Source organism: Tardiphaga sp. GW821-FHT12E02 (assembly GCF_058807155.1).
Genome location: NZ_JBXAQK010000001.1, coordinates 3,146,086 through 3,171,610, shown reverse-complemented (window position 1 = coordinate 3,171,610; position 25,525 = coordinate 3,146,086). Strand labels below are relative to the sequence as shown.

The following is a 25,525-nucleotide window of genomic DNA, read 5'->3' as shown; positions in this document are numbered from 1 at the left end:
ACCGACGATGTCCTGAACGCATCTACGGGAGCCGCTTCTCGGGCACTCCACGCACCGTCAGGCCCGTCGCCAGATTGAGCACCAGCGCCAGCACGGCGGCGGCAGCGGCCAGCATGAACAGCGTTGCGTAGCTCACGACGCCATGGGCGAGCAGCGCCGACAGGCCATAGGCGCCGACGGCCTGCCCGCCGGCAAAACAGGTGACCGCGCGGCCCCAGATGGCGCGCTGCAGAGCGGGATCGCCGGGCACGAGTTCATGCACGCGGCTAAGCGCGAGCGGCACGATGCCCGGCGTGAAGCCGCCGATCACAACACTCGATATGATCAGCAGCGCCGTCAGATGCGTGCCGAGCGGCAGCGCGACGACGGCGATCGCTACCAAGCCATAACTGAGCGTCAGCGCGCGACCGAAGCCGATCCGGTCCGCGATGCGCCCGGTGATCAGCGGACCCGCGACCGCGCCGCATCCGAACAGCACCCAGAAGCCCGCACCGGCATCGATGCCAAGGCCGAGTTCGCGTGCCACATAATCCACGAGGAAGACCGTGTGCGGCGCCATCGCGAAAGCGATCAACCCGTATTCCGCGATGAGCGATCGGTTCAGCCGGCGCGCCTTGGTGCCGAGTCGTTGCCGCACGGGAGTGGGGTTCGCGCCCTCGCCTGCGTCATCAGGCCAGCTGCGCCAGCTCGCGGCCGTCAGCAGGGCCGAGAGCATTGCAAAGCCGATCCAGCAGGCGGCAAGGCCTTCGCGCAGTAGCAGCGGCACCAGCGTTCCCGAGGCGGCGGCACCGAGGCCGACACCGACGAACACAAGGCCACCGACAAGGCCCCGGCGCGATGCAGCGACATGCGGCAGAATTGTCGATGCGGCGAGCACCATGATGAGGCCACCAGCAATCCCAGGCAGAATGCGCCAGACCAGATACCAGGTGAAGGACAGCGGCACCGCACAGGCGAAACAGGCGACCACGACCGACAGCATGGACAGTCGCAGCACCGTAACCGCGCCGAACCGCACCGCCAGCGGACGCGCCACCGCCGCCCCGACGAAATAGGCGGCCAGATTGATGGCGCCGAAATACATGACGTCGGACGCCGCAAACCATTTCGCGGCGATCAGCGCCGGCACCAGCGGCGTATAGGCGAAGCGCGCGAGGCCGATCCCCACGAATGATGCGGCCAGGCCGGCAAAGGCCCATCGCCACATGTCGGATCCGGCAGCGGGCTTGGGATGCATGTGGGACGAGCGATCGGACAGAGTGGACATGTGACACCTCCACACCCGCTCTAAACCTCTCGATCAAACAAAAATAATGATTATAATCGATGTCGTCCATCTGAAATGGAGATGACATGAACAGCATCGAGCTCGGGGTCTTCGCCGCCGTCGCGGAGGCCGGCGCCATCGGGCGCGCGGCGCAACAGCTGAATACCGTGCAATCCAACGTGACCCAGCGTGTCCGCGCCCTCGAGGACAAGCTCGGCGTCACGCTGTTTCATCGCTCCAAGCAGGGCGTCACGCTGACAACGGTCGGCGAGCGTCTGCTGCCCTATGCACGGCGGGTGGCAGAACTGCTCGAGGAGGCCCGCCTCGTCGCATGCGACGATGTCGTGCCAGGCGGCGCGTTGCGGATCGGCGCCATGGAGACCGTGGCGGCCCTGCGCCTGCCGCCGATCCTCGCCACCTATTCCGCCCGCTATCCCGATGTATCGGTGACCATCGCGACAGGAACGACCGAGGCGCTTGTCGCGCGCGTGCTTGAGCGCGAGCTGGAGGGCGCGTTCGTGGCCGGGCCTGCGCAGCATGCCGAACTGGCGTCCTTCAAGGTCGCCCGCGAAGAACTCGTGCTGGCCACTTCCCCGCGCGTGTCGGGCGTGGCGGAGTTGCGTCGCGACCACCGGGCGGCCGGCAAGGTCATCGTGTTTCGGGCGGGCTGCTCCTATCGTCAACGCACGGACGAATTCCTGGCGCGCGAGGGCCTGGTCAGCGTGCCGCGGATGGAGATGGGGACGCTCGACGGCATTGTGGGCTGCGTCACTGCGGGTGTCGGCTTTGCGCTGCTGCCGCGCGCGGTGATCGCCGGCGCCATCAGCGACGGACGCATCCGCGCGCATCAGCTGCCCGACGAGATTGCATATGCGGAAACGGTTTTCGTGCAGCGCCGGGATACATTCGTGACGGCTGCTTTGCGATGCTTCGTCGAATGCACCACCGATCACAGCGCGTAGTCACGGATCGGTCACCGCCGGCTCCGGCCGGGACACGACATAAGCGGCGGAGCCGAGCATCACGACCGCCACCGCTGTCGCAAGCATCCAACCCGGCCGGGCCTGCGTCCAGAAGATCGCATAGCCGATCGTCATCCCCGTCACCGCCATCCATTTCGCACGGCGGGGGATGGCGCCCTGTTCGCGCCAGCGCCGCAGGCTCGGACCGAAGCGGGGATGATCGAGCATCCAGGCTTCAAGGCGCGGAGAGGATCTGCCGAAGCACCATGCAGCAAGGATCAGGAACGGCACCGTCGGCAGCAGCGGCGTGACGATGCCGATCATGCCGAGCAGCAGCATGAGGCCGCCGAGACAGGCGAAGATGGCTCTCTTCATGCAGACGGTCTTTCGTTCCAAACTATCCTACGCGCTACGCGCACACTCAGTCTCTCATGGTGAGGAGGCGCGAAGCGCCGTCTCGAACCATGAGATGGCCTGGCTCCGAGTATGCCGCAATCCCTTGCGAATGGCTTGCCATTCGCTGGGAGACGCGCGCCTTGCGCGCTCCTCAGGATGAGGGCGGAGAATGCAAAACGCCGCCTAACGGCGGCGTTCGCGTAGGATGGGTAGAGCGAAGCGAAACCCATCATTCCGTCGTTGCGGCAAAGTCCGCCGATGGGTTTCGCTTCGGCGCAAACGCGCCTTCGCTCTACCCATCCTACAATTACGCCCTGCCCTTACAGCGAGCGCTTGAACAGGTGGCCGATCTCGCCGATGACGCCGCGGCGGAAGGTCAGCACGCAGACCACGAAGATCACGCCCTGGATCACCGTCACCCACTGGCCGAAGCCCGCGAGATATTGCTGCATGGCGATGATGACGAAGGCGCCGACCACCGGGCCATAGAGCGTACCGAGACCGCCCACGAGCACGATCAGAACGACTTCGCCCGACATGGTCCAGTGCACGTCGGTGAGAGAGGCGTTCTGCGCCACGAACACTTTCAACGCGCCGGCGAAGCCGGCCAGCGTACCAGACAGGATGAAGGCCAGCAGCTTGTACTGGTCGGCCTTGTAGCCCAGCGAGATCGCGCGCGGTTCGTTCTCGCGGATCGCCTTCAGCACCTCGCCGAACGGCGAATTGATGGCGCGGAAGACGATCAGGAAACCGATCAGGAAGCCGACCAGGATCACGTAATACAGCGTGGTCGGCTTCGACAGGTCGAACAGGCCGAACAGTCTGCCCTGCGGGATGCCCTGGATGCCGTCTTCACCATGGGTGAACGGCGTCTGCAGATAGAGGAAGAAGATGAGCTGCGACAGCGCCAGGGTGATCATGGCGAAGTAGATGCCCTGGCGACGGATCGCGACCAGACCGGTGAGAACGCTGAGCACGAGCGCCGCCACAAGGCCGAACACGATGGACAGTTCCGGCGACAGCGGGCCCATATTGATCATGAACTCGCCGATCAACGGGACCTTGAAGCCGATGGTGCCGACCTTTGCCATATGCGCCGTGACATAGCCCGCGGTGCCCATGAACATCGCATGGCCGAAGGACAGCAGGCCGACATAGCCGAGCAGCAGGTTGAAGGCGCAGGCGAACAGCGCGAAGCACAGCGCCTGCATGACGAAGAAGGGATACAGGCCCGAGAACGGCACGGCGACCAGCAGGACGGTCATGATCACGAAGGCGACCATCTCGTCCTTGGTGCCACGGGTCTGCGCGGTGGGGATCGAATTTTCGGTGATCGTGGTCATATCAGTTGGTCCGTCCCGTCAGGCCCGATGGTTTGACGAGGAGCACCAGCACCATCAGCACGAAGACGACGGTGTTGGAGGCCTCGGGGTAGAAATACTTGGTCAGGCCCTCGATGATGCCGAGGGTGAAGCCGGTGATGATCGATCCCATGATCGAGCCCATGCCGCCGATGACGACGACCGCGAACACGACGATGATCAGGTCCGCGCCCATCAGCGGGCGAACCTGGTTGATCGGCGCCGAGAGCACGCCGGCGAGCGCGGCCAGGCCGACGCCGAGACCGTAGGTCAGCGTGATCATCAAGGGCACGTTGATGCCGAAAGCGCGCACCAGCGTCGGGTTCTCAGTTGCTGCGCGAAGATAGGCGCCGAGGCGCGTGCGCTCGATCAGGAACCAGGTTGCGATACAGATGATCAGCGAGAAGATGACGACCCAGCCGCGATAGATCGGCAGGAACATGAAGCCGAGATTGACGCCCCCCTTCAGCGCATCCGGGATCGCGTAAGGCAGGCCCGACGAACCGAAATAGTTCTGGAACACGCCCTGGATGATCAGCGCCAGACCGAAGGTGAGCAGCAGGCCATACAGATGGTCGAGATTGGCGATCCATTGCAGCATGGTCCGCTCCAGGATCATGCCGAAGACGCCGACGATGATCGGCGCCAGGAACAGCGCCGGCCAGTAGCCGATGCCTGCCAGGTTGAGCAGGAAGTAAGCCACGAAGGCGCCCATCATATAGAGCGCGCCATGGGCGAAATTGATGATGTTCAGCATGCCGAAAATCACGGCGAGACCGAGACTCAGCAAGGCATAGAAAGAGCCGTTGATGAGCCCGACCAGCAATTGTGCGGACAAGGCCTGGAGATTGATCGACATGGTGCTTTCAACTCTAGAGTTGTTAGTGAAGCATGATCTGATCCGACAACCGGAAACCCACTTTTCGGGATCATGCTTTCGTGGAAGTCGTGGCCCGGTGACTGACGTCTCCGGGCCACAGCTCAGTTTATTTCTTCAGTAGCGGACAGGTGCTCTTGTCGAGCGGCGTAAAGGCCTGATCGGCAGGAATGGTCGCGACCAGCTTATAGTAGTCCCACGGCGTCTTCGATTCCGAGGGCTTCTTGACCTCGAACAGATAGGCCGGGTGGATCTTGCGGCCGTTCGGCTGGATCGAACCCTTGCCGAACAGTGCATCGTCGGTCGGCATTTCCTTCATCTTGGCGACGACCTTGGCGCCGTCATGCGGATTGCCGCCCATGGCTTCCAGCGACTTCAGGTAATGCAGCGTGCCGGAATAGACGCCGGCCTGCACCATGGTCGGCGGCGCCGCGCCCTTCGAACGCGCCGAGAAGCGCTTCGAGAATTCGCGGGTGCCGTCATTCATGTCCCAATAGAAGGTCTCGGTGAAGGACAGACCCTGGGCGAGATCGAGGCCGATCGACTTCACGTCGGTGAGGAACAGCAGCAACGCGGCCAGTTTCTGGCCCTTGCTGATGCCGAATTCGGCGGCCTGCTTGATCGAGGTCGAGGTATCGCCGCCGGCATTGGCGAGGCCGATGACCTTGGCACCCGACGACTGCGCCTGCAGCAGGAAGGACGAGAAGTCCGACGAGTTCAGCGGATGCTTGACGGAGCCCGTGACCTTGCCGCCCGCGGCCTTCAGCGCATTGGTGGTGTCGCGTTCGAGGGCTGCACCGAAGGCGTAGTCGGCGGTGAGGAAGAACCACGAGTCGCCACCCGCCTTGGTCAGCGCGGTGCCGGTGCCGTAAGCGAGGTTGTAGGTGTCATAGGTCCAGTGGACCGTGTTCGGCGTGCACTGGGCATTGGTGAGGTCGGAGGTGCCGCCGCCGGAATTGATGTAGACGCCGTTCTTCTCCTTGACGACGTTGTTCACCGCAAGTGCCACGCCCGAATTCGGGACGTCGGTGATCATGTCCATCTTTTCGCGGTCGAACCACTGGCGCGCGAGATTGGCGCCAATGTCCGGCTTGTGCTGGTGATCACCGGAGATCACGTCGATGGTCCATCCCTTGGCCTTGAGGCCGGAGTCTTCAACGGCCATCTGCGCGGCCAGGGTCGAGCCCGGGCCGGCGAGATCGGCATAGATGCCGGAGAGATCGGTGAGCACACCGATCTTGACGTTCTTGTCCTGTGCGGCGGCCGTGGAGACGGTCGCAGCTGCAATGGCGGTGCCGAGCAGAAGTCTGGTAATCACTTTCGACATTCAATCCTCTTCAGACTGCTCCCGGCACGCGCCGAGAGCACTATTTCTTCAACAGTGGGCAGGTGCTCTTCTCAAGCGGAGTGAACGCCTGATCCGCAGGGATCGTCGCCACCAGCTTGTAGTAATCCCACGGCCCCTTGGATTCTTCGGGCTTCTTCACCTCAAACAGGTAGGCGGGATGCAGTTTGCGCCCGTTGGGCTGGATCGTTCCCTTCCCGAACAGCGGATCGTCGGTCGGCGTTTCCTTCATCTTGGCGACAACCTTGATGCCATCATGGGAATTGCCGCCGGATGCATCGAGCGTCTTGAAGTAATGGATCAGCGACGAGTAGACGCCCGCCTGCACGGTGGTCGGCATCGCCTTGTTCTTCGCGCGGTCCTGGAAGCGCTTGGAGAAGGCGCGCGTGCCGTCATTGAGATCCCAGTAGAAGGTCTCGGTCAGGTTCAGGCCATTGGCGACGGGCAGACCGAGCGAATGGATGTCGGTGATGAACATCAAGAGGCCGGCGAGCTTCTGGCCGCCCTTGACGATGCCGAATTCCGACGCCTGCTTGATGGAGTTGATGGTGTCGCCGCCGGCATTGGCGAGGCCGATGACCTTGGCCTTCGAGGTCTGCGCCTGCAGCAGGAAGCTCGAGAAGTCCGGGGTGTTGAGCGGCGGGCGCACGCTGCCGACCACCTTGCCGCCGACGGCCGCAACAGCCGCGGTGGTGTCGCGCTCCAGCGCGGTGCCGAAGGCGTAGTCCGCGGTGAGGAAGAACCAGGTGTCGCCACCGGCCTTGGTCAGCGCGGTGCCGGTGCCGTTGGCGAGCTGATAGGTGTCGTAAGCCCAGTGGATGGTGTTGGGCGAGCACTGCGCGTTGGAGAGATCCGACGTGCCCGAACCGGAGTTCAGATAGACGCCGTTCTTTTCCTTGACCACATTGGCGATGGCGAGACCCACCGACGAGGTCGGCACGTCGACGATGACGTCGAGCTTGTCGCGATCATACCACTGGCGGGCGATGTTCACGCCCACGTCCGGCTTGTTCTGATGATCGCCCACCAGCACTTCGATCTTCCAGCCTTTCGCCGTCAGTCCCGAATCCTCGACCGCCATCTGCGCGGCCAGCACCGAGCCCTGCCCGGTGATGTCGGCATAGAGGCCAGACTGGTCGTTCAGCACGCCGATCTTGGCCGTCTTGTCCTGCGCCGATGCTACGGAGTTCGCGGCCAACATAGCCGCGATCACAAGTAGCGATGACGTAACCTTCTTGTTCAGCATTGTGTCTCTCTCCCTGAGAACTTCATGAATTCACTCGGACCGTTGGTTCGTTCCGTAGCTTTTATGAATTAGACGCCGAGATAGGTGTGCAGCTTGTCCATGTTGGCGGACAGTTCCGAACTCGCAAAACCGTCCACGACCTTGCCGTGATCGACGATGTAGAAACGATCGGCGACGGTGGAGGCGAAACGGAAATTCTGCTCGACGAGCAGGATCGTAAAACCTTCCGACTTCAGCCGCGCGATGGTGTGGCCGATCTGCTGGATGATGACGGGGGCCAGACCTTCGGTTGGCTCGTCGAGCATCAGGAAGCGCGCGCCGGTGCGCAGGATGCGGCCGATGGCCAGCATCTGCTGCTCGCCGCCCGAGAGCTTGGTGCCCTGGCTGTTGAGGCGCTCCTTCAGATTCGGAAACAGTTCAAAGATCTGCTCGACCGAGAGACCACCCGGACGGATGGTCGGCGGCAGCATCAGGTTCTCGCGCACGTCGAGGCTGGAGAAGATGCCGCGCTCTTCCGGACAGAAGGCGATGCCCTGCTTCGCGATCTTGTCCGAGGCGGTCTTGATGATCTCGTTGCCTTCGAACTTCACCGAGCCGGTGCGCTTGCCGATGATGCCCATGATGGACTTCAGCGTCGTGGTCTTGCCGGCGCCGTTGCGGCCGAGCAGCGTCACCACCTCCCCCGGACGCACATCGAAATTGATGCCGTGGAGAATGTGCGACTCGCCGTACCACGCCTGCAGGTCGCGGACTTCGAGAACGGGCTTTGTCGATGCAGAGGCAGACGCCGGGGCGGCCGTGAGTGTATCAGCCATGTCCGGCTCCCAAATAAGCTTCCTTCACGCGCTCGTCCTTGGTGAGGTCGGCATAGTTGCCTTCCGCCAGGATCTTGCCGCGCGTCAGAACGGTGATCTTGTCCGACAGCGTCGAGACGACGCTGAGATTATGTTCGACCATCAGGATGGTGTATTTCGCCGAGATGCGCTTGATCAGCGCGGCGATCTTGTCGATGTCCTCATGGCCCATGCCGGCCATCGGCTCATCGAGCAGCATCATTTCCGGATCGAGCGCCAGCGTGGTGGCGATCTCCAGCGCGCGCTTGCGGCCATAGGCCATTTCGACTGCCGGGGTGTTGGCGAATTCGGACAGGCCAACATCTTCCAGCAGCTCGGCAGCGCGCTGATTGTATTTGTCGAGCACCGTCTTGGAGCGCCAGAAATCGAAGGACGAACCGTGCTGACGCTGCAGCGCGACGCGGACATTTTCCAATGCGGTCAGATGCGGAAATACCGCCGAAATCTGGAACGAGCGCACAAGGCCGAGACGGGCGACGTCTGCCGGCGCCATCGCGCTGATGTCCTGCCCCTTGTAGAGGATCTGGCCCTCGGAGGGCTGCAGAAACTTGGTGAGCAGGTTGAAGCACGTCGTCTTGCCGGCACCGTTGGGGCCGATCAGCGCGTGAATGGTACCCTTGCGGACCTGGAGATTGACGTCGCGAACGGCGTAGAATCCCGCAAATTGTTTGGTCAGTCCGTGGGTTTCGAGGATGAACTCATCGGTCAAGCAAATTTCCCCCAATCAACCTTGGCCGCGGTGTCGCGCGGCTGGCCGATTTTTTGCGCAGCAGTCTTCGACTAGAACTTGGACGATATGAAATCGGGTTGCCCCAGCCCTGCTCCATGTCGCGGCACGGACTATGCCGTCAAGCGATCAATTAACGCAAGTGCAGTACGGCCGTTTTGCCGGGGACCACCTGTCGCACCAACTTCGCCATTAGTATTAGAGGGTTGCGCTTGCCGTGCACTGCACAAAAAGGATGCGGGGACATTCCGGCAAACAGAACTTTTCAGCGCGCACAATCGCGAAAAGCGCATGGAACGAAATCGCAATCGCTTCTTAATTGTATGAGTAAGCAACCACTCCTCTTCATGTTTTGTTTGCCTGATTGGCTCATGCTTTGCCGCATTCGCACATGTGGGACGATGGCCGTGAGTTTCGAAAGCTCAGACGCATCCGTTGTGAAATCGATCCGGCAACGTGATTTGCTGAACTGCTGGCTGCGCCTCTACGCGCCTGCGCAGGCATTGCCGCGCGTTGCTGCCTATCAACCGGAGCGGCTCGAGGAGGAGCGCGCCGATCTCGTCTACTACATTGTCGATCACAGCTGCGGGCCGGCGCGTTTCATCATCGACAGCAACGGCACGCGCATGGCGAGCGCTTACGGCTCCACCGGCCGCGGCCGCTATCTCGACGACTATCTCGGCCCGATCCTCGGCCCCGTCGTGCTGCCCGCCTATCACGCCTGCATCGCACGACAATTGCCGACCTATACGATCTCGATGATCGACGACGTCAACGGCCATGTGGTGGCGTATGAGCGACTGCTGCTGCCGTTCTGCGACGGCGGCAGCGCCGTCACGCATATCATCGCATCGCTCAAGACCATCAGCGAAGACGGCGGCTTCGAGATCCGCAACCTGATGCGCGGCCATCACAGCGTGCCGAAGCCGGTGCTCAGCGTCGTGCTCGACCGCAACCTCGCGCATCGGATGCCGAGCCGCAGCACGGCGGGCGACCTGATCGAGATCGACTGATCATCATCGATCATAGACGCAGCGAAAGCCGACATAGACGGCGTAGAAATCCGCGGGCTTCCATTGCACGGCGGACGCCTGCGTCTTGTCGGCGCCATACCACCACGAGCCGCCGGCCGTGAGCGCCTGATCGCCCTGACGATCGGCGAGCCATTCCCAGACATTCCCGCCCATGTCGTACAGCCCGTTGACGCCGCGCTTCGTCGTCGCGACCGTGGCATGTCGCGGCCAGGGATCGCTGCCGGAGGTGTTCATCCCGTCAGGCTTGTCGCCGACGGGATAAGGATAGGTCGTCCCCCGATCAAAACTGCCGGACGGATCGGCACGCAGCTCCGTATAGGCGGCCCGGCGCCACTCCTCCAAACGCGGGAGGCGGCCGCCGCGCGCCACGCAAAAATCACGCGCCTCGCCCCAACTGACATGGACGGCCGGTTCATCGTCCCTGCCCGGCTGGCCATAGGGCGACGCCCATGTCCAGCCGCTGCGACGCTCCCAGCCGCTGCCGAACTCAAAACCACCACCGGCACGCTCAGCCGCGGTGACGAGATTGCGCGAGTCCCTGAACCCGCGGAATTCGCCGATGGTGACTTCATTACGATCGATGGCGAAGCCGTCGAGGTTTTGCGCGGAGTCGGGCGCTGCAGACGCAGCGCTCACCAGTGCCACGCTCAGCAACGATGAAAGGCAGATCGATCTCACCGACATCCCGACTCCGCGCATCACTCAGCTCAACCGCTGCCGCAGTGATGCCTGCGACCGACGGATCACGCCCTGATACATGGTTCCCTTGTCGGGATACCATGCCATCGATGCCAGCGTCGTGAAACCCGGAATGGTCTCCATGTGCTTCACCATCCGCTGCCGCATCGCCTGATCCGGAAGCGGGCCGCGCAATGCGCCGACATTCTCGGCGGCGTGGCCGGGATTGGACGTCGCCGGCAAAGCGGTGGTCACTACAGGATTGCCGATCACCCATTTGAGGAAGAACTGCGACCAGTTGGCAGCGCCGATCTCGCGGGCGAAATCCGGCAGCGGCCGGCCTTCGGTGATCTTGTGCAGCCGCCCTTTTTCCAACGGCATGTTGATGAAGACGCCGACGCCCTTGTCCTGTGCAGCCTTCAACACGCGGTCCTCAACGCCGCGGTTGAAAATCGAATAGTTGACCTGCACGACATCCACCATGTCACGCTCGATCAGACCGGCGAGAATGTCGTGATACGTGTTCTCGTGCACGGAGGCGCCGACATAACGCACCCGCCCCTCTTTCTTCCAGGCGCGCAATGTCGGCATCACCACATCGACATTGACGAGGCTGTGGCAGAACAGCAGATCGATCTTGTCGCGCCACAGTCGCAGCCGCGACTGCTCCAGGCTGCGCAGCATGTGGCTCTCATCGGCGAGGTAATCGCCCGTGGACCAGATCTTGTTGCTGATGAAGACCTGGTCGGTCATGCCCATGCCGCTCATGAACGTGCCGAGGCTGACCTCCCCGGTGCCATAGAGCGGCGACGTATCGACCACGCGCACGCCGGCATCGAGATAGGTCTTGGTGACCGCGCGCAGCGGCTCGCGATTGCCGCCGGGCAGCATGTCGAAGGTAAGGAATGTGCCGAGACCGAGCGCGGTGACGGTCTCGCCGGTGCGACCGATTGTCCGGGTCAGCACGGGGCCGGCAGCCGAAGTCGGCGCGGCCGTCTGGGCCGCAGCCGACGTCACGCCGAGGCCGCTGCCCTGCATCGATGCCGCAGCCACCGCGCCGATCGCCGTTGCCGCGCCGAGAAAGCCGCGCCGATCGGTCATCATCGTGGTCTTGTGAGGGGTTTCGTCCATGATCCATCGCTCCGTGATCGCGCCCGCAGGGATCGGCGGGCCATCCATGCAGAGAACGTGATCCCGCAAATGTCGTCGCGCGCGATCCTGACGCCGCGCGTCGGATCCTGTGGTGTCATTGAGTTTGTGCACTGCACTGGCTAGATTGCCGCTGGTCTCGCGCGGCACATCGCCGGTTACGAGGAACGCCATGCGGCACGGCATCGAGGGCTTCAGTGCAAGTTTCGGACGATTGAGCTCGCGCCCCGACGGCTGGCGGCGCCGGCAGTGGTCCGGCGGCTCGTTCGAGACGGCACACCGGCCACTCACCACCATCGTCGAAGGTTGCGTTGCCTCCGACAATCATCTCATCATGACCACGCTGAGCGGCGGCGCAGAGCGTCATCAGCTCGCCATCGATGGCGGCCACCGCTATGACGGCCCGGACCTGCCCTCGTCCATCTCGTTCCTGCCGGCAGGGTGCGAGCGCCGGCTCCGTCTGCACAATGTGGAATGGCGCTGGGCCTCCATCGCGCTCGATCCGCAGGCCGTCGCCCGCATCGCGCCCGATGCGATCGACGGACTGGCACCGATTGCCGGCCAGGAAGATCGCTTCGTCTGGACTCTGTTGTCCGAATTCGACCGGCTCGATGCGCTCGATGGCGGCCTGGACGAGGCCTATTGCGAGACCATGAGCCACGCGCTGCTGCTTTATCTGGGCCGCCGCTACGGCCGCGCGGCCGTATCACCGCAGCGCATCGGCCTGCCCGGCGCGCGGCTCCGCCGCATCAGCGATTTCATCGATGCCAATCTCGATGCCACCATCCGCATTGCCGACCTCGCGCAACTGGCCGATCTGTCCGAAGGTCATTTCCATCGCGCGTTTCGCGCGACCACCGGCCAGACGCCGCTGGACTTCATCAATGCGCGCCGCGTGGCTGTCGCCAAACATGCGCTGGTGCGAAGCCAGGCCTCGGTCACGCAGATCGCGCTCGATGTCGGCTTCCAGAGCCCGACGCATTTTGCGCGCGTGTTTCGCGCCGCGACGGGTCACAGCCCGTCGGATTATCGGCGGACGTTCCGGCTCTAGCCGAATTCCTTCGCATAGATCTCCGGCTTGAAGCCGACCAGGATCTTGCTGCCCGCCTCGAGCACCGGTCGCTTGATCATCGACGGCTGCTCCAGCATCAGCGCGATCGCCTTCGCCTCGGTGAGCCCCTGCTTCGCCGCATCGTCGAGCTTGCGGAAGGTGGTGCCGGCGCGATTGAGCAGCAGCTCCCAGCCCGCCGCCTTCGACCAGCGCACGAGATGCGCCTTGTCGATGCCCGACGCTTTGTAGTCGTGGAAGGCGTAAGCGATGTCGTGGCTGTCGAGCCAGGTGCGCGCCTTCTTCATCGTGTCGCAGTTCTTGATGCCGTAAATGGTGGTGGTCATGAGATATCCGCCGATCGGTTGCTGCGGACCTGACTAGCAGATGCACATCGCGACCGCGCGCAATTCCACTGTCATCCACAGCGGGCGCCGGTGACGCAAGCGTGCATCACCGCTGGTCCCGATCGGGTTCAGGCGGTGCGCCGACGGTTGGCAACGATCAGCCAGACAGCAGAGACGAGAAAGTAAAACGCGCCGAATGCGGCATAGGGCGCGACATCAACAATGGTCGGGACTTTGGCGCCGCCGGACTGAACCACGAAAAACACACCGGCCAGCGCCGATTGCGCGCCGCTGAGGATCATCGCCCATTGCGCACCGGCGACGCGCCAGCGGCGGATACCTGTCACGAGCTGCGCGAGGCCGGCAAGCACGGCCCATACGCCGAAGACCGCGAGCACAGCATTCATGCCGGACTGCAGCGCACCGGCCACGGCCACCGCCGTGCCGAGGCTGACCAGCACATTCAAAGCCTGCGAGGGATTGGCCAGCAACCCGCCGCTGCCCTTGGCATCGAACCAGTTCGCCAGCGCATCCCAGGCGGGATAACCCACCAGCAGCACGGCAGCGACGGCGGCATGCGACCTGCCGACAGCCACCGCCGCGGCAACCCAGCCGGCCGCGACGATGCCGCGGACCAGGTAATAGCGCGCGAGGTCGCCGGTGCCGGCGGCCTGAAATCCTGTCGTTCCTGCGTTTGTCATGACTTTCTCCGCGAAAGCTGGGGCACGGGGCGTCAAAGACAGACGGCCGCGGCCATTTTAAATACCGCGATAAATATTATCGCGATATCTTTATCGCTGCAGGCGACTGGCCTTGTCCAGTCATTTATCGCGATATACATTATTGTGATATTAAGTTGAGGAGACCCGTTATGGTGCCGCGCCACATCCCGCTGGATCATCAGCTTTGCTTTGCGCTGTATTCGGCCAGCATGGCGATCGGCCGCGCTTACAAGCCGCTGCTGGACCGGCTGGAGATCACCTATCCGCAATATCTGGTGCTGAGCACATTGTGGGAGGGCGGCCCGCAAAGCGTCGGCGGGATCGCCGATCGGCTGGCGCTGGAATCCAGCACGGTGACGCCATTGGTAAAGCGGCTCGAACAGGCCGAACTGGTGATGCGTCAGCGCAATCCCGACGATGAGCGTCAGGTCGTGGTCTCGCTGACGCCGAAGGGCACGGCCATGCGCGAGAAAGCGCGCTGCCTCGGCGAGACGCTGTTCGCCGCCGCCGGCATGACGCCGGAACGGCTGATCGCGCTCAATAGCGAGGTGCATGCCTTTCGGGATGCGGTGGCCAATTACACAAACACGGATGAGACGGCGAAAGGCTGAAGACAGCCTGCAGCCGTCCATTGCTGGGCGGGCTTCGTCGAATCTGATCTAGCTCCGACGAACAATGCGGATGCTGTCATGGAATTCACGGCCCTGTTTCTCGCCATCACCGTCACCATGCTGGTCGCATGGCGCGGGCCGCGTGGGCTTGCGTTGTCGCTGTTCGCCGTGGTGCTGATCGCCTGTCTCGCGACCTTCGTGCATCACGCCACCGACGCGCTCAAGCTGTCGTTCTGAGGCGCTCATGACACCTGCTCGCGCCATCACCCTGAACGTCCTCGCGCTCTACGCGCTCGCGGCCGTGCTCGCCACCGCCTTCGGCGCGCAGTTCGTTCTCGGTGAACTGCCCTGCCCGCTGTGCCTGCTGCAGCGGATCATGTTCGCGCTGCTGGCCATCGGCCCGATCCTCAACATCCGCTACGGCCCCCGCCCGAGCCACTATGCGCTGTCGCTGCTGGCCGCCATCGTTGGCGCTGTGGTGTCGACGCGACAGGTGCTGCTGCACATCATGCCTGGTGACACCGGCTATGGCACCGCGCTGTTCGGCTATCATTTTTACACGCTGGCGCTGCTCGCCTTTGTCGCCGCGATCGCGCTGATCGCACTCATGCTGCTGTTCGACCGCCAATTCGACGGGCAGCCAGCGGCGCCGGTAACCGCGGGCATCCTCGCGACCATCGCCGTTGGGCTGATCATCGCCCTGACGGCCGGCAACTTTGCCTCCGCTCTGCTCGAATGCGGCTTCAAGGCCTGTGCGGATGATCCGGTCGTGTATGAACTGCTGAAATGACCATCCGCCCCATCATCCGCTATCCCGATCCGCGTCTGGCACTACCCGCGGCTGATGTCACCGACTTCGACGACGCGCTGCGTGTCCTTGCCGACGATCTCCGCGACACCATGCATGCGGCGCCGGGGATCGGCATCACCGCGCCGCATATCGGCGTGGCGCTGCGCGTGGTGGTGCTCGATCTCGGTGATGGTGCGAAGACATACGTCAATCCGGAGATGATCTGGGCGGCGCCCGAGATGATCATGCATCAGGAAGGCAGCGTCTCGATGCCGGGCGTCAATGACGATATCCAGCGTCATGCGCGCGTGCGGATCAGCTATCGCGATCTCGATGGCACCGCGCATGAAGAAGAGGCCGACGGATTGCGTGCAGTATGTCATCAGCACGAGATCGATCAGCTCAATGGCCTGTTCTGGATCCAGTGCCTGTCGCGCCTGAAGCGCGAGCGGATCATCAAGCGCTTCGAGAAAATCTCGCGCGCCTGATCAGGCCTCGAACAATTCGCCGAGCAGCGCCGACAGCGCGCGGAAATCGGCCTCGCGGACGCTGCGGTGGCGCCAGGCCAGCACCAATGTGCGCGACGCGCGCGGGCCATCGAACGGGATCAGCTGCAGGCTGGTGCCGGCGATCGCACCGGCCTTGATGGCGATGTCCGGCAGCAGCGTGACGCCCATGCCGTTCTCGACCAGTTGCACCAGCGTCGTGATCGAATGCGCGCGCACGTCTTCTGCACCGGGCTGCAAGCCGCGGCCGACCGCGGAGAGCACGTGCTCGCGCAGGCAATGGCCCTGCCCGAGCAGCAGCAGCGTCTCCTCGCCGAGATCACCGACATTCGCCTCGCTGGCATTGGCAAGGCGATGCTGTGCCGGCACCGCGAGCGAAAACGGATCGCGCGCCACGACGGCATGGGCGTAATCATCTTCCGGCGGCACATGGGCGATGAAGGCGGCGTCGAGTTCGCCGCTGTCGATGAGGCGCAGCAGATCCTGCGTCAGGCCTTCGCGCACTTTCAGGCTGAGATCGGGATAGCGTGCACGCAACGCCGGCAGCAGCTTTGGCAAAGCAAAGGGCGCGATCGACGGAATCATGCCGAGGCGCAGTTTTGTCGTCAGCGGCGCGCCATCGATGGCGGCGAGGCCCGGCAGTTGCTGGATCTGATCGAGAATATGCCGCGCCTTCGCCACCACGGCCTCGCCGAATGGCAGCAGCGTGACGCGGCGCTGCGAGCGGTCGATCAGGAGGCCGCCGAGCTCTTCCTCGAGGCCCTGGATCGCCGAGGTCAGTGTCGATTGGGAAATATGCGCCGCAGTGGCCGCAGCCGAAAACGAGCCGGCTTCGGTGAGCGTGACCAGATAATGCAGGTGGCGCAAATTGACGTTGATCAACGTCGCATTCCTATCGACAAAACCGAATTCAAGTTTCGGTTTAATCGTTTTGACGGTTTGGGTGCACTGCACCTAAACCATGGAAATCAGGCCCAGAGCAAGGCGCATCAATTGTTGCACCGGCTCATCGCCTCGCCTCTAACGTGAAAGATCGCCCCCATGATCATCGGCCAGACCATTCCGTCGTTTTCCGTCACCGGCGTGAAGCCCGGCTTCAACAATCACGAGGAAGCCGGCGTCTCGGCTTTCGAGACGATCACGGAAGCGAGCTTCCCCGGCAAGTGGAAGATCATCTTCTTCTATCCGAAGGATTTCACCTTCGTGTGCCCGACCGAAATCGCCGAATTCGCGCGTCTCGCTTCGGACTTCGAAGATCGCGACGCCGTGGTGCTCGGTGGCTCCACCGACAACGAATTCGTCAAGCTGGCCTGGCGCCGCGACCACAAGGATCTCAACAAGCTGCCGATCTGGTCGTTTGCCGACACCACCGGCTCGCTGGTCGATGGCCTCGGCATCCGCTCGCCGGAAGGCGTCGCCTATCGCTACACCTTCATCGTCGATCCGGACAATGTGATCCAGCACATCTACGCGACCAATCTCAATGTCGGCCGCGCGCCGAAGGACACGCTGCGCGTGCTCGACGCGCTGCAGACCGACGAGCTCTGCGCCTGCAACCGCGAAGTCGGCGGCGAGACGCTGGCGGCAGCCTAAGCAGCCTTTTGCTGCATCGCTTTTGCGGCGGGCCCGAAAGGCCCGCCGTTTTCGTTCTCACATATTTCGAAGGATCATCATGTCGATCGACGCCCTGAAATCCAAGCTGCCCGACTTTGCCAAGGACACCCGCCTCAACCTCTCCTCGATGGCGTCCGACGAGACGCTGTCGAAGAACCAGAAATACGGCCTGTTCGTCGCCTGCGCGATCGCCTCGCGCAATGCCGAGGTGAAGCAGGCGCTGATCGCCGAAGCCGAAGGCCAGGTGGATGCCAGCGTGATCACGGCTGCCAAGGCGGCAGCGACCATTATGGGCATGAACAACATCTATTACCGCTTCGTGCATCTAGCATCGAACAAGGACTACAAGACCATGCCGGCCAAGCTGCGCATGAATGTGATCGCCAATCCCGGCGTCGACAAGATCGACTTCGAATTGTGGTCGCTGGCCGTCTCCGCCATCAATGGCTGCGGCATGTGCATCGACGCCCATGAAGACGTGCTGCGCAAGGCCGGCGTGTCCACCGAGGTGATCCAGGCGGCCGTGCGCTTCGGTTCGATCATCCAGTCGGTGGCGATCGGGCTGGAAGCTGCGTAACGACCCCGATGGCGATCGGGCTGCGCCCGATCGCCATTCTTCAATACTGATCGTGCCGCCGTACCCATGACATGGTGAAGTCGAGCCCGTCTTCGTCGCGGCCCTTGGGCACCATGTCGAGGAAATGATAGGCGCCGTTTACTTCCTCGACGCCGCGGCCGAAGATCGAATAGGTGTGGAACACCTCGCCTGCATCATTCTTCGCGAACACGCTGATGCCGACCTGCTCCGACGTGGTGTTCGGCTGGACCTTGTAGTTCCAGTAGGTCTCGCCCTTCGCCAGATCCTCCGGCGGGAATGCGCCGTAATAATCGATACTGAAATCGCTGCGGTCCGAGACCCAGGGGAAGCTCCAGCCCAGACGCTGGCGATAAGCCAGCAATCGCTGCAATGGCGCCCGCGACACGGCCGTGAAGGCAACGTCGCGGTGTTTCAGATGGACCGGAATGCCATTGAAATTATCGGCCCAGAACGAGCAGGACTTGCAGCCCTCCTGCCAGTCCGGCCCGAACATGAAGTGATAGACGATGAGCTGCGAGCAATCGCCGAACAGATCGGCGAGCGTGCACTCGCCGCTTTCACTGTCGAAGCGATAAGGCTTTGACACACGTTCCCATGGCAGCGCCATGCGGCGGCGTGTAAGTTCATCACGCTGGCGTGTGAACGCCTTTTCGGCCTCCATCAGGTCGAGCCGCGCCTTCAGCCAGTCTTCGTGCGAAACGACGGTGTTCTGCATCGTGACCTCCCTCGTCGGTTTGACCGCAGGTTCAATCTGGCAGGCGTGCCCCGTATTCCTCGTGCAGGCGCTGCCAGACGTCCCAATATGGTTTTGGCTCCTCGCCATTCAGACGCGACACCAGCACATCGAGGTGCGTATGCCAGCCGGCGCTGACCTTGAGCGTATTGGCACGATCGCTGATGCGGCGATGGATCACGGTAAGCAGCACCTTGCTGCCTTGCGGATTGAGCTCGAATGTCACCTCGCCACGCGGTGCCCAGGTGAACGTGATCTTGCGCGGCGGATCGACTTCGATGATCTCGCTCTGCATGCGGTGCTCCGCGCTGAATCCCTCGGGCCGCTTCGCAGGCGGATTGGAGAGTTCGTCATTGCGCCACACGAATTCGAATGGCGCGCCCACGCTCATCTGCATGTCGCCCGACGCGAGCCACTGTTTACGCAGATCGCTGTCGGTCAGATAGGCCCAGACCCGTTCGATCGGGCCCGGCAGCAGGCGCTGGATGGTCAGTTCGGCAGGCCCCGTGAGCGCGCCATAGGCCGATGGCGTGATGTCGTTCATCGCTTCTCTCCTGTCATGGTTTTGATTTTGCTGCATCGTCGGCATGGAGCAGTTGTTCGAGCGCATCCAGCCGATCGGTCCAGAACTGCTCGTAGAAGCCCAGCCATTCATGCGCGCTGGCCAGCGGCCCCGGCGCGAGCTGGCACCAATGCGTGCGCCCGCGCACCTCGCGGCGGATCAGGCCCGCACTCTCGAGTGCCTTGATGTGTTTGGAAGCTGCCGCCAGCGACATCTTGTGCGGTTCGGCGAGCTGACCGACCGTGCGCTCGCCTTGCACCAGTTCGCGCAGCATCTGCCGCCGGGTTGCGTCGCCGAGGGCGTGAAAAACGGTGTCGAGCTGGGGTGCAAGTAATTCAACCATGCGGTTGAATATGAACCTGCCACTCCTGATTGTCAACCAAACGGTTGAGGATTCCCAGTCTTTGTCAAATCAGGCCGGCCATAGCGCTTTCAGCGCCCCGCTCTCACCTGCCACCGGATCGGATGACGGCACTGGCACGGCAGCCATGCGGGCAACCATTTCGGGGCTCGGCGCGTCGCGGCGGATGTCCCATTGCTGGCCGGGCGGATAGGCGCCGATCACGAGAAAATCGCGGCTCGCCTCGATGCGGCAGTGGCCGGTGCCGGCCGGCAGCACCACCACATCACCGGACTTCACGATGACCTCGGTGCCGTTGGGGCCACCCAGCATCAGCTTCGCGGTGCCGGCAGCGAAGCCCAGCACCTCATGCGCCGTGGAATGATAGTGATGATAGTCGTAGACGCCGTTGCGCCACTGCGGCGGCCAACCGTTGCGCCGGAACAGATCTTCGAGCGCGCTCGCGCGATCACGCTGAACGTCGCCCAGGACATTTCGATAATGCAGCACCGGCAGCCGCTCATTGTTGGGTACCCAGCCATTGCGCTTCAGCTGCAACACCTCGGGCCCTGCTGGCGCGCCGGTTGCGGATGCCGGAAATGCATTGAGCAGGCCGAGCCCGCCGACCATCAGTCCGAAATCGCGCCTGTCCATGTCCGACATGAGATCATCCTTGCTGCCGCGTTGCCGATGCCCAAGATAACGCAGGCGATGGCGAATGGATGACCACTGACGCAAATGTGCGATCGATCGCGGTGCGCGCGCTAGCGCGCATCCAGCCCCATCTGCCAGAAATCGGCTTCGAGCCGTGACGCCTGGCCGAACAGTTTTGCGAGTTCGCCGAAGCGGCGCTCGGTCATTGCGCGGGCGGCGAGATCGTCGAGATGACGGCGCGCATTCGCAGCAATCTCCTGATAGCCAGGACCGGCATATTCGCCGATCCATTCGCGGTAGGGATGATCGCCGAGCGCATCTGCGCCATCAGGCGCGAGCTTACGACCGATCTCCGCATAGCCGATGACGCACGGCGCCAGCGCCACATGGAGATCGAGCAGATCGCCGGCCGCACCGCAATCGAGCACGAAGCGCGTATAGGCCACCGTCGCCTGCAATTCCGGCGCAGCTTCGATGTCGGCGGGTGACAGGCCCCAGCGGCCGCACAGTTTGATGTGCAATTCCATCTCGCCCAGAATGGACGCGAGCCCGCCTTGCGCGATCTTCATGTCGTCGAGCGTGCGGCTCTTGTAGGTCGCCAGTGCATAGGCACGGGCGAACTGGATCAGGAACAGATAGTCTTGCACGAGATAAGTGCGGAAGGCCTTCTCGGGCAGCGTGCCTGCGCCGAGCTGGCGGACGAAATCGTGATCGACATAGGACGACCAGTCATCGATGGCTGCGGCCTTGAGGCGATCGAAGATGTCCATCGATCCCACGCTCACGCGTCGTTTTCGAGGCTCACCAGCACCGCCGCATTGGCGATGATGATGGCATCCGTGCCGCTTTCGGCGGGGATTTCCAGGCCGCCCTTGACGGCCTTCACGGTCACCGTGCCGTAAGGCAGTTCCTTGGCGACGGCGTCCGTATCGACATCATCGGGGTTTGGTACGGCGACGGTGACATCGACGAACATGTCGTGCGGCGTCTTGCCGACCATGCGGAAGAAGCCGACGCTCGAATGCCGGATCGCGTCCGACACTGCGCGCTTGGCTGCCTTGGTGGCGTCACGCCCGTGAACGTCAACGCCCATGCCCATCTCGGTGATACAGCGCACGCGTGCCATCTGGTCTTTCCTCTTTCAGAACCTGTCGCGCGGAAACATGCGCCGGAACCAGTCGTCGAGCAATGCCTTCTCGTAGACCAGGCGATCGCCGCCGAAGCGCGCGGACGGGTTCATCTGATAATTGATGTCAGTCAGCGTTTCCTCGCCACCGCGCGCCCGCCTGCCCTTGTCGGCCAGGACGTAACGCAGTTTGATGCGTGGCGGGGTGACACCGCGCATGATGCGGACATCGCGCATGCTGCCGCCGCGCCATGGCTCGTCCATGCCGGCGCGGTCGATGTCGAGAATGTCGATGGTCAGGTTCTGGCCGGACGCGAGAAACCTGCCGCCCAGTCGTTGCAGATGGGCCTTGATCTCGGCGAGCACGCCTGCATCGGCCGAGCGAAATCCGTTCGAGCCGGCATCGGTGAACCGGTCGGGATCGATGAAGCGGACATTGACGCCGGCAAGGGCATGCGCTGGCGCGAAGGCTGCGATCATCAGCGCTGCCGCAAGGATCGTTCGTTTCACCATGGCTGATCTCCACGCATGTGCCGTTTCACGACGGTCATCCACACGTATCAATGCGGCCACAGTCTGGCGCGCAGACCCTTGCCACTTTGCAATTGTTCAAGGCAGCGATTGCACCTTCGGTGCAATGGACATTGGCGCAGGGCCATTCGCAGGCGCTGGCGCGACTGTGTCTGATTCAGCCGTCTCCGGGACGATTGAAACGGGCTCGGCGGGCTCGCGCGCAGCCGGGATCGACGCTGGCGGAGCCGCGGGAGGCGGCGCCGATGCCGTCGAGGTCAAGGGCTTGCAGAGCATCACGGTCGCAGCAGCTGCGACCATCGATGCCATGCTTTGAAGCTCCACCGGCTGTCGCGGATCGCGGGCCACCGCCGCAGCTTCATCACGCAGGCGCGCATTGCATTCGCAGGTCGGCAAACGCCCCGTCGGCGTGCAGGCATCGTGATGCATGCAGGCGACATCGAGTGCATCGATCGGACCGCCCGGACGCTGACCGACACCGCAATAATTGCCGTGGATCAAGGTCAGGCCGTTGGTGGTGGGATCCATGTTCTTCGGATCACGCGGCGTCGGGATTTGGACTCGTGCAGGCGGGGCAATGACAACGGACTCTGCGGCGGGCGCCTCGCGCACCACGGCCGGTGCCTCGCGCACCACGTCCTGCGCATGGCCGGGCACAGCCGCGACACCGCAGGCTGACGCCAGCAGCAGCGCGGCGCAGGCATATCGGAGCCACAAAGCGAATTGCGAGGGCCTGGTCATCGTTGCGCGATCCGGGTAACGGCCGACGGACATATCGGCCGCCAAAACTACGCGCAACGCGCCGTTTTGTTCCCTTTCGGGTTCCCGATCGCGGCCTCAGCGGCCCGCGATCAGATCCTTCGCCAGCGCCATATAGGCTGGCAGTGTCACCACATCATTGGCGGCATTGCCGGCAACGGGATGCGAGGCATAGCGGGCGATCACCATCTCGGCCTTGGGATCGATATAGATGCCCTGCCCGTAGACGCCACGCGCCATATAGGCGCCGTGCGCGTTATGCGTGACCCACCATTGATTGCGATAGGAGCCGCCAGGCAGCGTGACATAGCCAGCGGGCTTGAACTTCTCCGGATCGGCGCCGCGCTCGATGTCTTCCACCACCGACGACGGCACGATCTGGCGACCGTTGAAGCGGCCGTGATTGCGCATGGTCTCGCCGAAGCGCGCGAGATCGCGCACCGTAGTCGAGAGCCCTCCCCCGCCGCTCTCGGTGCCGATGCGGTCGACATGATAATGCGCGTCTTCTTCCGCACCCATCGGCGCCCAGATGCGCTCGGACAAGAGATCGCTCAGCGTCGCACCGCTCGCGCGACGAACGATGAAGGCAAGCACATCGGTATTGACGGTCTTGTACGCAAAGGCCTTGCCATGCTCGCCCTGCTTTTCCTGCTGACACAGCAGAGCGAAGATGTCGGTCGCGCCCTGATAGTCCGGCGGGATCGGCGCCATGCCATTGGCGCGGCGCAGGCTCCAGACGTCGGAATTCCGGTCGGCATAGACCTCGGTGTATTTCAGCCCCGTGGTCATATCCATGACCTCATGCACGCGGGCATCGCCGAACGCACTGGCCTTCAGCTCCGGCACATAGTCCGTCACCGGCGCCTGCGGATCGATCTTGCCTTCGGCGATCAGCATGCCGGCCAGCGTGCCCGTGAACGACTTGGTGACGGACATGGCGATATGCGGCTTGTGCGGCTTCAGCGCGCCGGCATAGCGCTCATGGATCAGCTTGCCCTTATGCAGCACGACCATGCCATCGGCATAGGTCTCGTCGAACATTTTTGCGAAGGTCATCGGACGGCCATCCATGGTCGTCGATTGCGAGCCGCCGATATCGCGCTCTTCGCGCGGCAACGCCGATGCACCGCCCGCCCCGCGCCAGACGGCCACCGTCGGCACCAGCGAGCGCACATTGCTCCAGGCCCAACGCAGCTGCGGGAAATCACGGAACGAGTCGTCGTGAAACTTGATGGTCTTGTCCGGCGCCGGCGGAAAGCCCTTCATCCAGCCGAGCGTGTTCGGATCGGTCTCGGCAGCGGTGGGGACAGACTGTGCGGGGGCGTCGGACATGGGGAAGGCTCCGGAGGACTGGAGCGTCTGTCGTAACACCCTAAACGCCGGCACACATCCTGCGTTTGAGCCGGGCGGCATTCATCTGCCGCATGCCATGCGAAAAATCATGTCACGCAGTTGCGTGATGGCCGGGACGTTGTCCCGACCATCGATTTCGCAAGGCAATAGCGATGTCCCGCTATCTGATCACGCCGGCACCGGCGCCTTATCCTCGATCAGTTTCTCACGCTTCAACGCGGCCCAGAATTCTGCCGGCACCTTGGCGCGGATCGAGGCCGCGTTCTGCGCCACCTGCGTGGCCGAGCGGGCGCCGGGGATGATCGCTGACACCGTCGGATTGGCGATGGCGAAATGCAGCGCCGCGGTGCGCAGATTGGTACCGTGCTCCTGCGCGAGTGCGGCGATACGCGCGCGCTTGGCGCGCATCTCCGCCGGGATGGCGGCGTAGTTGAAGCGCTCGCCACCGGCGAGGAAGCCATCATTCAGCGGCGCGCCCACCACGATCGACGCGTTGCGCTTCGCCACCACCGGGATCAGCTGGTTGAGCGCATCCGCATGTTTGACGAGCGAATATTGCGTGGCCGACAGGATGATATCGGGATCGGCAACTTCAAAGGCCTTCAGTGCCGGCGGCAGCGTGTTGACGCCGAGCCCCCAGGCCTTGATCACACCGGCGTCACGCATCTTCGTCAGCTCGACAAAGGCGCCGGTCCTGGCCTTCTCAAAGTGCTCGGTCCAAGTCTCGCCCATGTCCCTGTTGTCTGGCGACAGGTCATGCACGAAGACGATGTCGAGCCGGTCCATCCCCATGCGCTGCAGGCTGTGCTCCACCGAGCGCTTCACGCCATCGGCGCTGTAGTCATATTCATGCCGCATCGGCGGCGTCACCGCACAGTTGCCGACCTTGCTGCCAGCCACCTTGGCATCGGGCACCAGCACGCGGCCGATCTTGGTGGAGATGATGTAGTCGTCGCGCGTCTTGCCGTCGAAGAATGTGCCGAAGCGGCGTTCGGACAGGCCGAGGCCATACCAGGGCGACGTATCGAAATAGCGCACGCCCTCGTCCCAGGCCGCCTGCATCATCGCCGCCGCCTGATCCGCCGGCGTCGCCACATGATTGCTGCCGACCTGCGTGCCGCCGATGCCGAAGCGGCCGGCCGGGCGATAGCGCGCGGCTTTCTCATTGACCGGCAACGGCGCTGCCGGCGTCGTCGGCGCAGCCATAGCACCACGGGCGCCTGCGGCGAGAATGGCAGCACCGGTTGCGGCAGTGAGGAAAGTTCGACGATCGGTCATCAGAGGCCCTTCATTTCATTCGGCGGAATGCTGAGTGAATGCGGCCGGCAGAACGAC

The 25,525-nt window shown here is 63.2% G+C and carries 32 protein-coding genes; 9 read left to right on the top strand and 23 right to left on the bottom strand.

Features of this window, described 5'->3' with window-relative positions:
* Positions 1 to 22: 22 nt before the first annotated feature.
* Entirely contained in the window at positions 23 to 1,267 is a 1,245-nt protein-coding gene (locus AC1RQ5_RS14960; protein WP_493199985.1) for a YbfB/YjiJ family MFS transporter, read from the bottom strand.
* 86 nt (positions 1,268 to 1,353) lie between these two features.
* Between AC1RQ5_RS14960 and AC1RQ5_RS14955 the strand changes: the two genes are divergently transcribed.
* Complete coding sequence (locus AC1RQ5_RS14955) at positions 1,354 to 2,229, top strand: LysR family transcriptional regulator (protein WP_398480508.1); 876 nt, start codon at positions 1,354 to 1,356, stop codon at positions 2,227 to 2,229.
* On the opposite strand, the gene AC1RQ5_RS14950 is transcribed toward AC1RQ5_RS14955, so the two are convergent.
* From AC1RQ5_RS14950 to AC1RQ5_RS14920, 7 genes are all read right to left on the bottom strand, one after another.
* Positions 2,230 to 2,604 (bottom strand): YbaN family protein, encoded by a 375-nt coding sequence (locus tag AC1RQ5_RS14950; protein ID WP_493199983.1) that lies wholly within the window; start codon positions 2,602 to 2,604, stop codon positions 2,230 to 2,232. It abuts the gene before it with no gap.
* A gap of 341 nt (positions 2,605 to 2,945) precedes the next feature.
* Positions 2,946 to 3,968 (bottom strand): branched-chain amino acid ABC transporter permease, encoded by a 1,023-nt coding sequence (locus AC1RQ5_RS14945; RefSeq protein ID WP_398480512.1) that lies wholly within the window; start codon positions 3,966 to 3,968, stop codon positions 2,946 to 2,948.
* Between the two features lies 1 nt (position 3,969).
* Positions 3,970 to 4,845, bottom strand: coding sequence for a branched-chain amino acid ABC transporter permease (locus AC1RQ5_RS14940; protein ID WP_398480514.1), 876 nt, complete (start codon positions 4,843 to 4,845; stop codon positions 3,970 to 3,972).
* A 127-nt stretch (positions 4,846 to 4,972) separates the two neighbouring features.
* Positions 4,973 to 6,190 carry an ABC transporter substrate-binding protein gene (locus AC1RQ5_RS14935; RefSeq protein WP_398480516.1) on the bottom strand — a complete coding sequence of 406 codons (1,218 nt, stop codon included), beginning with the start codon at positions 6,188 to 6,190 and terminating at the stop codon, positions 4,973 to 4,975.
* A 40-nt stretch (positions 6,191 to 6,230) separates the two neighbouring features.
* Entirely contained in the window at positions 6,231 to 7,454 is a 1,224-nt protein-coding gene (locus tag AC1RQ5_RS14930) for an ABC transporter substrate-binding protein (RefSeq protein ID WP_493199980.1), read from the bottom strand.
* A gap of 68 nt (positions 7,455 to 7,522) precedes the next feature.
* A complete protein-coding gene (locus AC1RQ5_RS14925) occupies positions 7,523 to 8,269 on the bottom strand; it encodes an ABC transporter ATP-binding protein (protein ID WP_398480523.1) in 747 nt (248 codons plus the stop codon).
* Positions 8,262 to 9,017 carry an ABC transporter ATP-binding protein gene (locus tag AC1RQ5_RS14920; protein ID WP_398480525.1) on the bottom strand — a complete coding sequence of 252 codons (756 nt, stop codon included), beginning with the start codon at positions 9,015 to 9,017 and terminating at the stop codon, positions 8,262 to 8,264. The genes AC1RQ5_RS14925 and AC1RQ5_RS14920 overlap by 8 nt, the downstream gene beginning before the upstream one ends.
* 425 nt (positions 9,018 to 9,442) lie before the next feature.
* Between AC1RQ5_RS14920 and AC1RQ5_RS14915 the strand changes: the two genes are divergently transcribed.
* Positions 9,443 to 10,048, top strand: a complete 606-nt coding sequence (locus AC1RQ5_RS14915; RefSeq protein ID WP_493199977.1) for a PAS domain-containing protein — start codon at positions 9,443 to 9,445, stop codon at positions 10,046 to 10,048.
* A 3-nt stretch (positions 10,049 to 10,051) separates the two neighbouring features.
* Here the strand turns inward: AC1RQ5_RS14915 and AC1RQ5_RS14910 are convergent, their stop codons facing one another.
* A complete protein-coding gene (locus AC1RQ5_RS14910) occupies positions 10,052 to 10,753 on the bottom strand; it encodes a formylglycine-generating enzyme family protein (RefSeq protein WP_493199976.1) in 702 nt (233 codons plus the stop codon).
* 18 nt (positions 10,754 to 10,771) lie between these two features.
* The gene (locus AC1RQ5_RS14905) at positions 10,772 to 12,070 is read right to left on the bottom strand and encodes an aldo/keto reductase (RefSeq protein ID WP_493199974.1); all 1,299 of its coding nucleotides are present in this window, start codon (positions 12,068 to 12,070) and stop codon (positions 10,772 to 10,774) included.
* On the opposite strand from AC1RQ5_RS14905, the gene AC1RQ5_RS14900 reads away from it, so the two are divergent.
* Entirely contained in the window at positions 12,069 to 12,947 is an 879-nt protein-coding gene (locus tag AC1RQ5_RS14900) for a helix-turn-helix domain-containing protein (protein ID WP_493199972.1), read from the top strand. The genes AC1RQ5_RS14905 and AC1RQ5_RS14900 overlap by 2 nt on opposite strands.
* Here the strand turns inward: AC1RQ5_RS14900 and AC1RQ5_RS14895 are convergent.
* Entirely contained in the window at positions 12,944 to 13,291 is a 348-nt protein-coding gene (locus AC1RQ5_RS14895; protein ID WP_493199970.1) for an ArsC family reductase, read from the bottom strand. The two genes, AC1RQ5_RS14900 and AC1RQ5_RS14895, sit on opposite strands and share 4 nt — an antisense overlap.
* 128 nt (positions 13,292 to 13,419) lie before the next feature.
* On the bottom strand, positions 13,420 to 13,992 hold the full coding sequence (locus tag AC1RQ5_RS14890; RefSeq protein WP_493199968.1) for a DUF308 domain-containing protein: 573 nt from the start codon (positions 13,990 to 13,992) through the stop codon (positions 13,420 to 13,422).
* Positions 13,993 to 14,162: 170 nt separating this feature from the next.
* On the opposite strand from AC1RQ5_RS14890, the gene AC1RQ5_RS14885 reads away from it, so the two are divergent.
* The 4 genes from AC1RQ5_RS14885 (at position 14,163) to AC1RQ5_RS14870 (ending at position 15,902) form a co-directional block, all read left to right on the top strand.
* Positions 14,163 to 14,624: a MarR family winged helix-turn-helix transcriptional regulator gene (locus AC1RQ5_RS14885; protein WP_493199966.1), complete on the top strand. Its 462-nt coding sequence runs from the start codon at positions 14,163 to 14,165 to the stop codon at positions 14,622 to 14,624.
* Between the two features lie 78 nt (positions 14,625 to 14,702).
* A complete protein-coding gene (locus AC1RQ5_RS14880) occupies positions 14,703 to 14,861 on the top strand; it encodes a DUF5993 family protein (protein ID WP_493199964.1) in 159 nt (52 codons plus the stop codon).
* A 7-nt stretch (positions 14,862 to 14,868) separates the two neighbouring features.
* Positions 14,869 to 15,414 carry a disulfide bond formation protein B gene (locus tag AC1RQ5_RS14875; protein ID WP_493199962.1) on the top strand — a complete coding sequence of 182 codons (546 nt, stop codon included), beginning with the start codon at positions 14,869 to 14,871 and terminating at the stop codon, positions 15,412 to 15,414.
* Positions 15,411 to 15,902, top strand: a complete 492-nt coding sequence (locus AC1RQ5_RS14870) for a peptide deformylase (protein ID WP_493199960.1) — start codon at positions 15,411 to 15,413, stop codon at positions 15,900 to 15,902. The genes AC1RQ5_RS14875 and AC1RQ5_RS14870 overlap by 4 nt, the downstream gene beginning before the upstream one ends.
* Here the strand turns inward: AC1RQ5_RS14870 and AC1RQ5_RS14865 are convergent, their stop codons facing one another.
* A complete protein-coding gene (locus tag AC1RQ5_RS14865; RefSeq protein ID WP_493199959.1) occupies positions 15,903 to 16,802 on the bottom strand; it encodes a LysR substrate-binding domain-containing protein in 900 nt (299 codons plus the stop codon).
* Between the two features lie 159 nt (positions 16,803 to 16,961).
* Here AC1RQ5_RS14865 and AC1RQ5_RS14860 point away from each other — a divergent pair, with 159 nt between their 5' ends.
* Both AC1RQ5_RS14860 and ahpD read left to right on the top strand, forming a co-directional pair.
* Positions 16,962 to 17,513 carry a peroxiredoxin gene (locus AC1RQ5_RS14860; protein WP_493199957.1) on the top strand — a complete coding sequence of 184 codons (552 nt, stop codon included), beginning with the start codon at positions 16,962 to 16,964 and terminating at the stop codon, positions 17,511 to 17,513.
* 79 nt (positions 17,514 to 17,592) lie between these two features.
* Positions 17,593 to 18,111: an alkylhydroperoxidase, AhpD family gene (gene ahpD, locus AC1RQ5_RS14855; RefSeq protein ID WP_493199955.1), complete on the top strand. Its 519-nt coding sequence runs from the start codon at positions 17,593 to 17,595 to the stop codon at positions 18,109 to 18,111.
* Positions 18,112 to 18,151: 40 nt separating this feature from the next.
* Here the strand turns inward: ahpD and AC1RQ5_RS14850 are convergent, their stop codons facing one another.
* The 10 genes from AC1RQ5_RS14850 to AC1RQ5_RS14805 form a co-directional block, all read right to left on the bottom strand.
* Complete coding sequence (locus tag AC1RQ5_RS14850; protein WP_398484605.1) at positions 18,152 to 18,847, bottom strand: DUF899 domain-containing protein; 696 nt, start codon at positions 18,845 to 18,847, stop codon at positions 18,152 to 18,154.
* A 31-nt stretch (positions 18,848 to 18,878) separates the two neighbouring features.
* Complete coding sequence (locus tag AC1RQ5_RS14845) at positions 18,879 to 19,409, bottom strand: SRPBCC family protein (RefSeq protein ID WP_493199953.1); 531 nt, start codon at positions 19,407 to 19,409, stop codon at positions 18,879 to 18,881.
* A 13-nt stretch (positions 19,410 to 19,422) separates the two neighbouring features.
* Positions 19,423 to 19,770 (bottom strand): ArsR/SmtB family transcription factor, encoded by a 348-nt coding sequence (locus AC1RQ5_RS14840; RefSeq protein WP_493199952.1) that lies wholly within the window; start codon positions 19,768 to 19,770, stop codon positions 19,423 to 19,425.
* A 69-nt stretch (positions 19,771 to 19,839) separates the two neighbouring features.
* Positions 19,840 to 20,430, bottom strand: a complete 591-nt coding sequence (locus tag AC1RQ5_RS14835; RefSeq protein WP_493199950.1) for a cupin — start codon at positions 20,428 to 20,430, stop codon at positions 19,840 to 19,842.
* A 101-nt stretch (positions 20,431 to 20,531) separates the two neighbouring features.
* Positions 20,532 to 21,191 carry a TenA family protein gene (locus tag AC1RQ5_RS14830; protein ID WP_398484617.1) on the bottom strand — a complete coding sequence of 220 codons (660 nt, stop codon included), beginning with the start codon at positions 21,189 to 21,191 and terminating at the stop codon, positions 20,532 to 20,534.
* 11 nt (positions 21,192 to 21,202) lie between these two features.
* Positions 21,203 to 21,547, bottom strand: a complete 345-nt coding sequence (locus AC1RQ5_RS14825) for a Lin0512 family protein (RefSeq protein ID WP_398484613.1) — start codon at positions 21,545 to 21,547, stop codon at positions 21,203 to 21,205.
* 15 nt (positions 21,548 to 21,562) lie between these two features.
* Positions 21,563 to 22,060, bottom strand: coding sequence for a DUF3016 domain-containing protein (locus AC1RQ5_RS14820; protein ID WP_493199948.1), 498 nt, complete (start codon positions 22,058 to 22,060; stop codon positions 21,563 to 21,565).
* A gap of 96 nt (positions 22,061 to 22,156) precedes the next feature.
* Positions 22,157 to 22,819, bottom strand: coding sequence for a phospholipase A2 family protein (locus AC1RQ5_RS14815; protein WP_493199947.1), 663 nt, complete (start codon positions 22,817 to 22,819; stop codon positions 22,157 to 22,159).
* A gap of 96 nt (positions 22,820 to 22,915) precedes the next feature.
* Positions 22,916 to 24,169: a serine hydrolase domain-containing protein gene (locus tag AC1RQ5_RS14810; protein ID WP_493199945.1), complete on the bottom strand. Its 1,254-nt coding sequence runs from the start codon at positions 24,167 to 24,169 to the stop codon at positions 22,916 to 22,918.
* Between the two features lie 189 nt (positions 24,170 to 24,358).
* Positions 24,359 to 25,468 carry an aldo/keto reductase gene (locus tag AC1RQ5_RS14805; protein ID WP_493199944.1) on the bottom strand — a complete coding sequence of 370 codons (1,110 nt, stop codon included), beginning with the start codon at positions 25,466 to 25,468 and terminating at the stop codon, positions 24,359 to 24,361.
* Between the last annotated feature and the right edge of the window lie 57 nt (positions 25,469 to 25,525).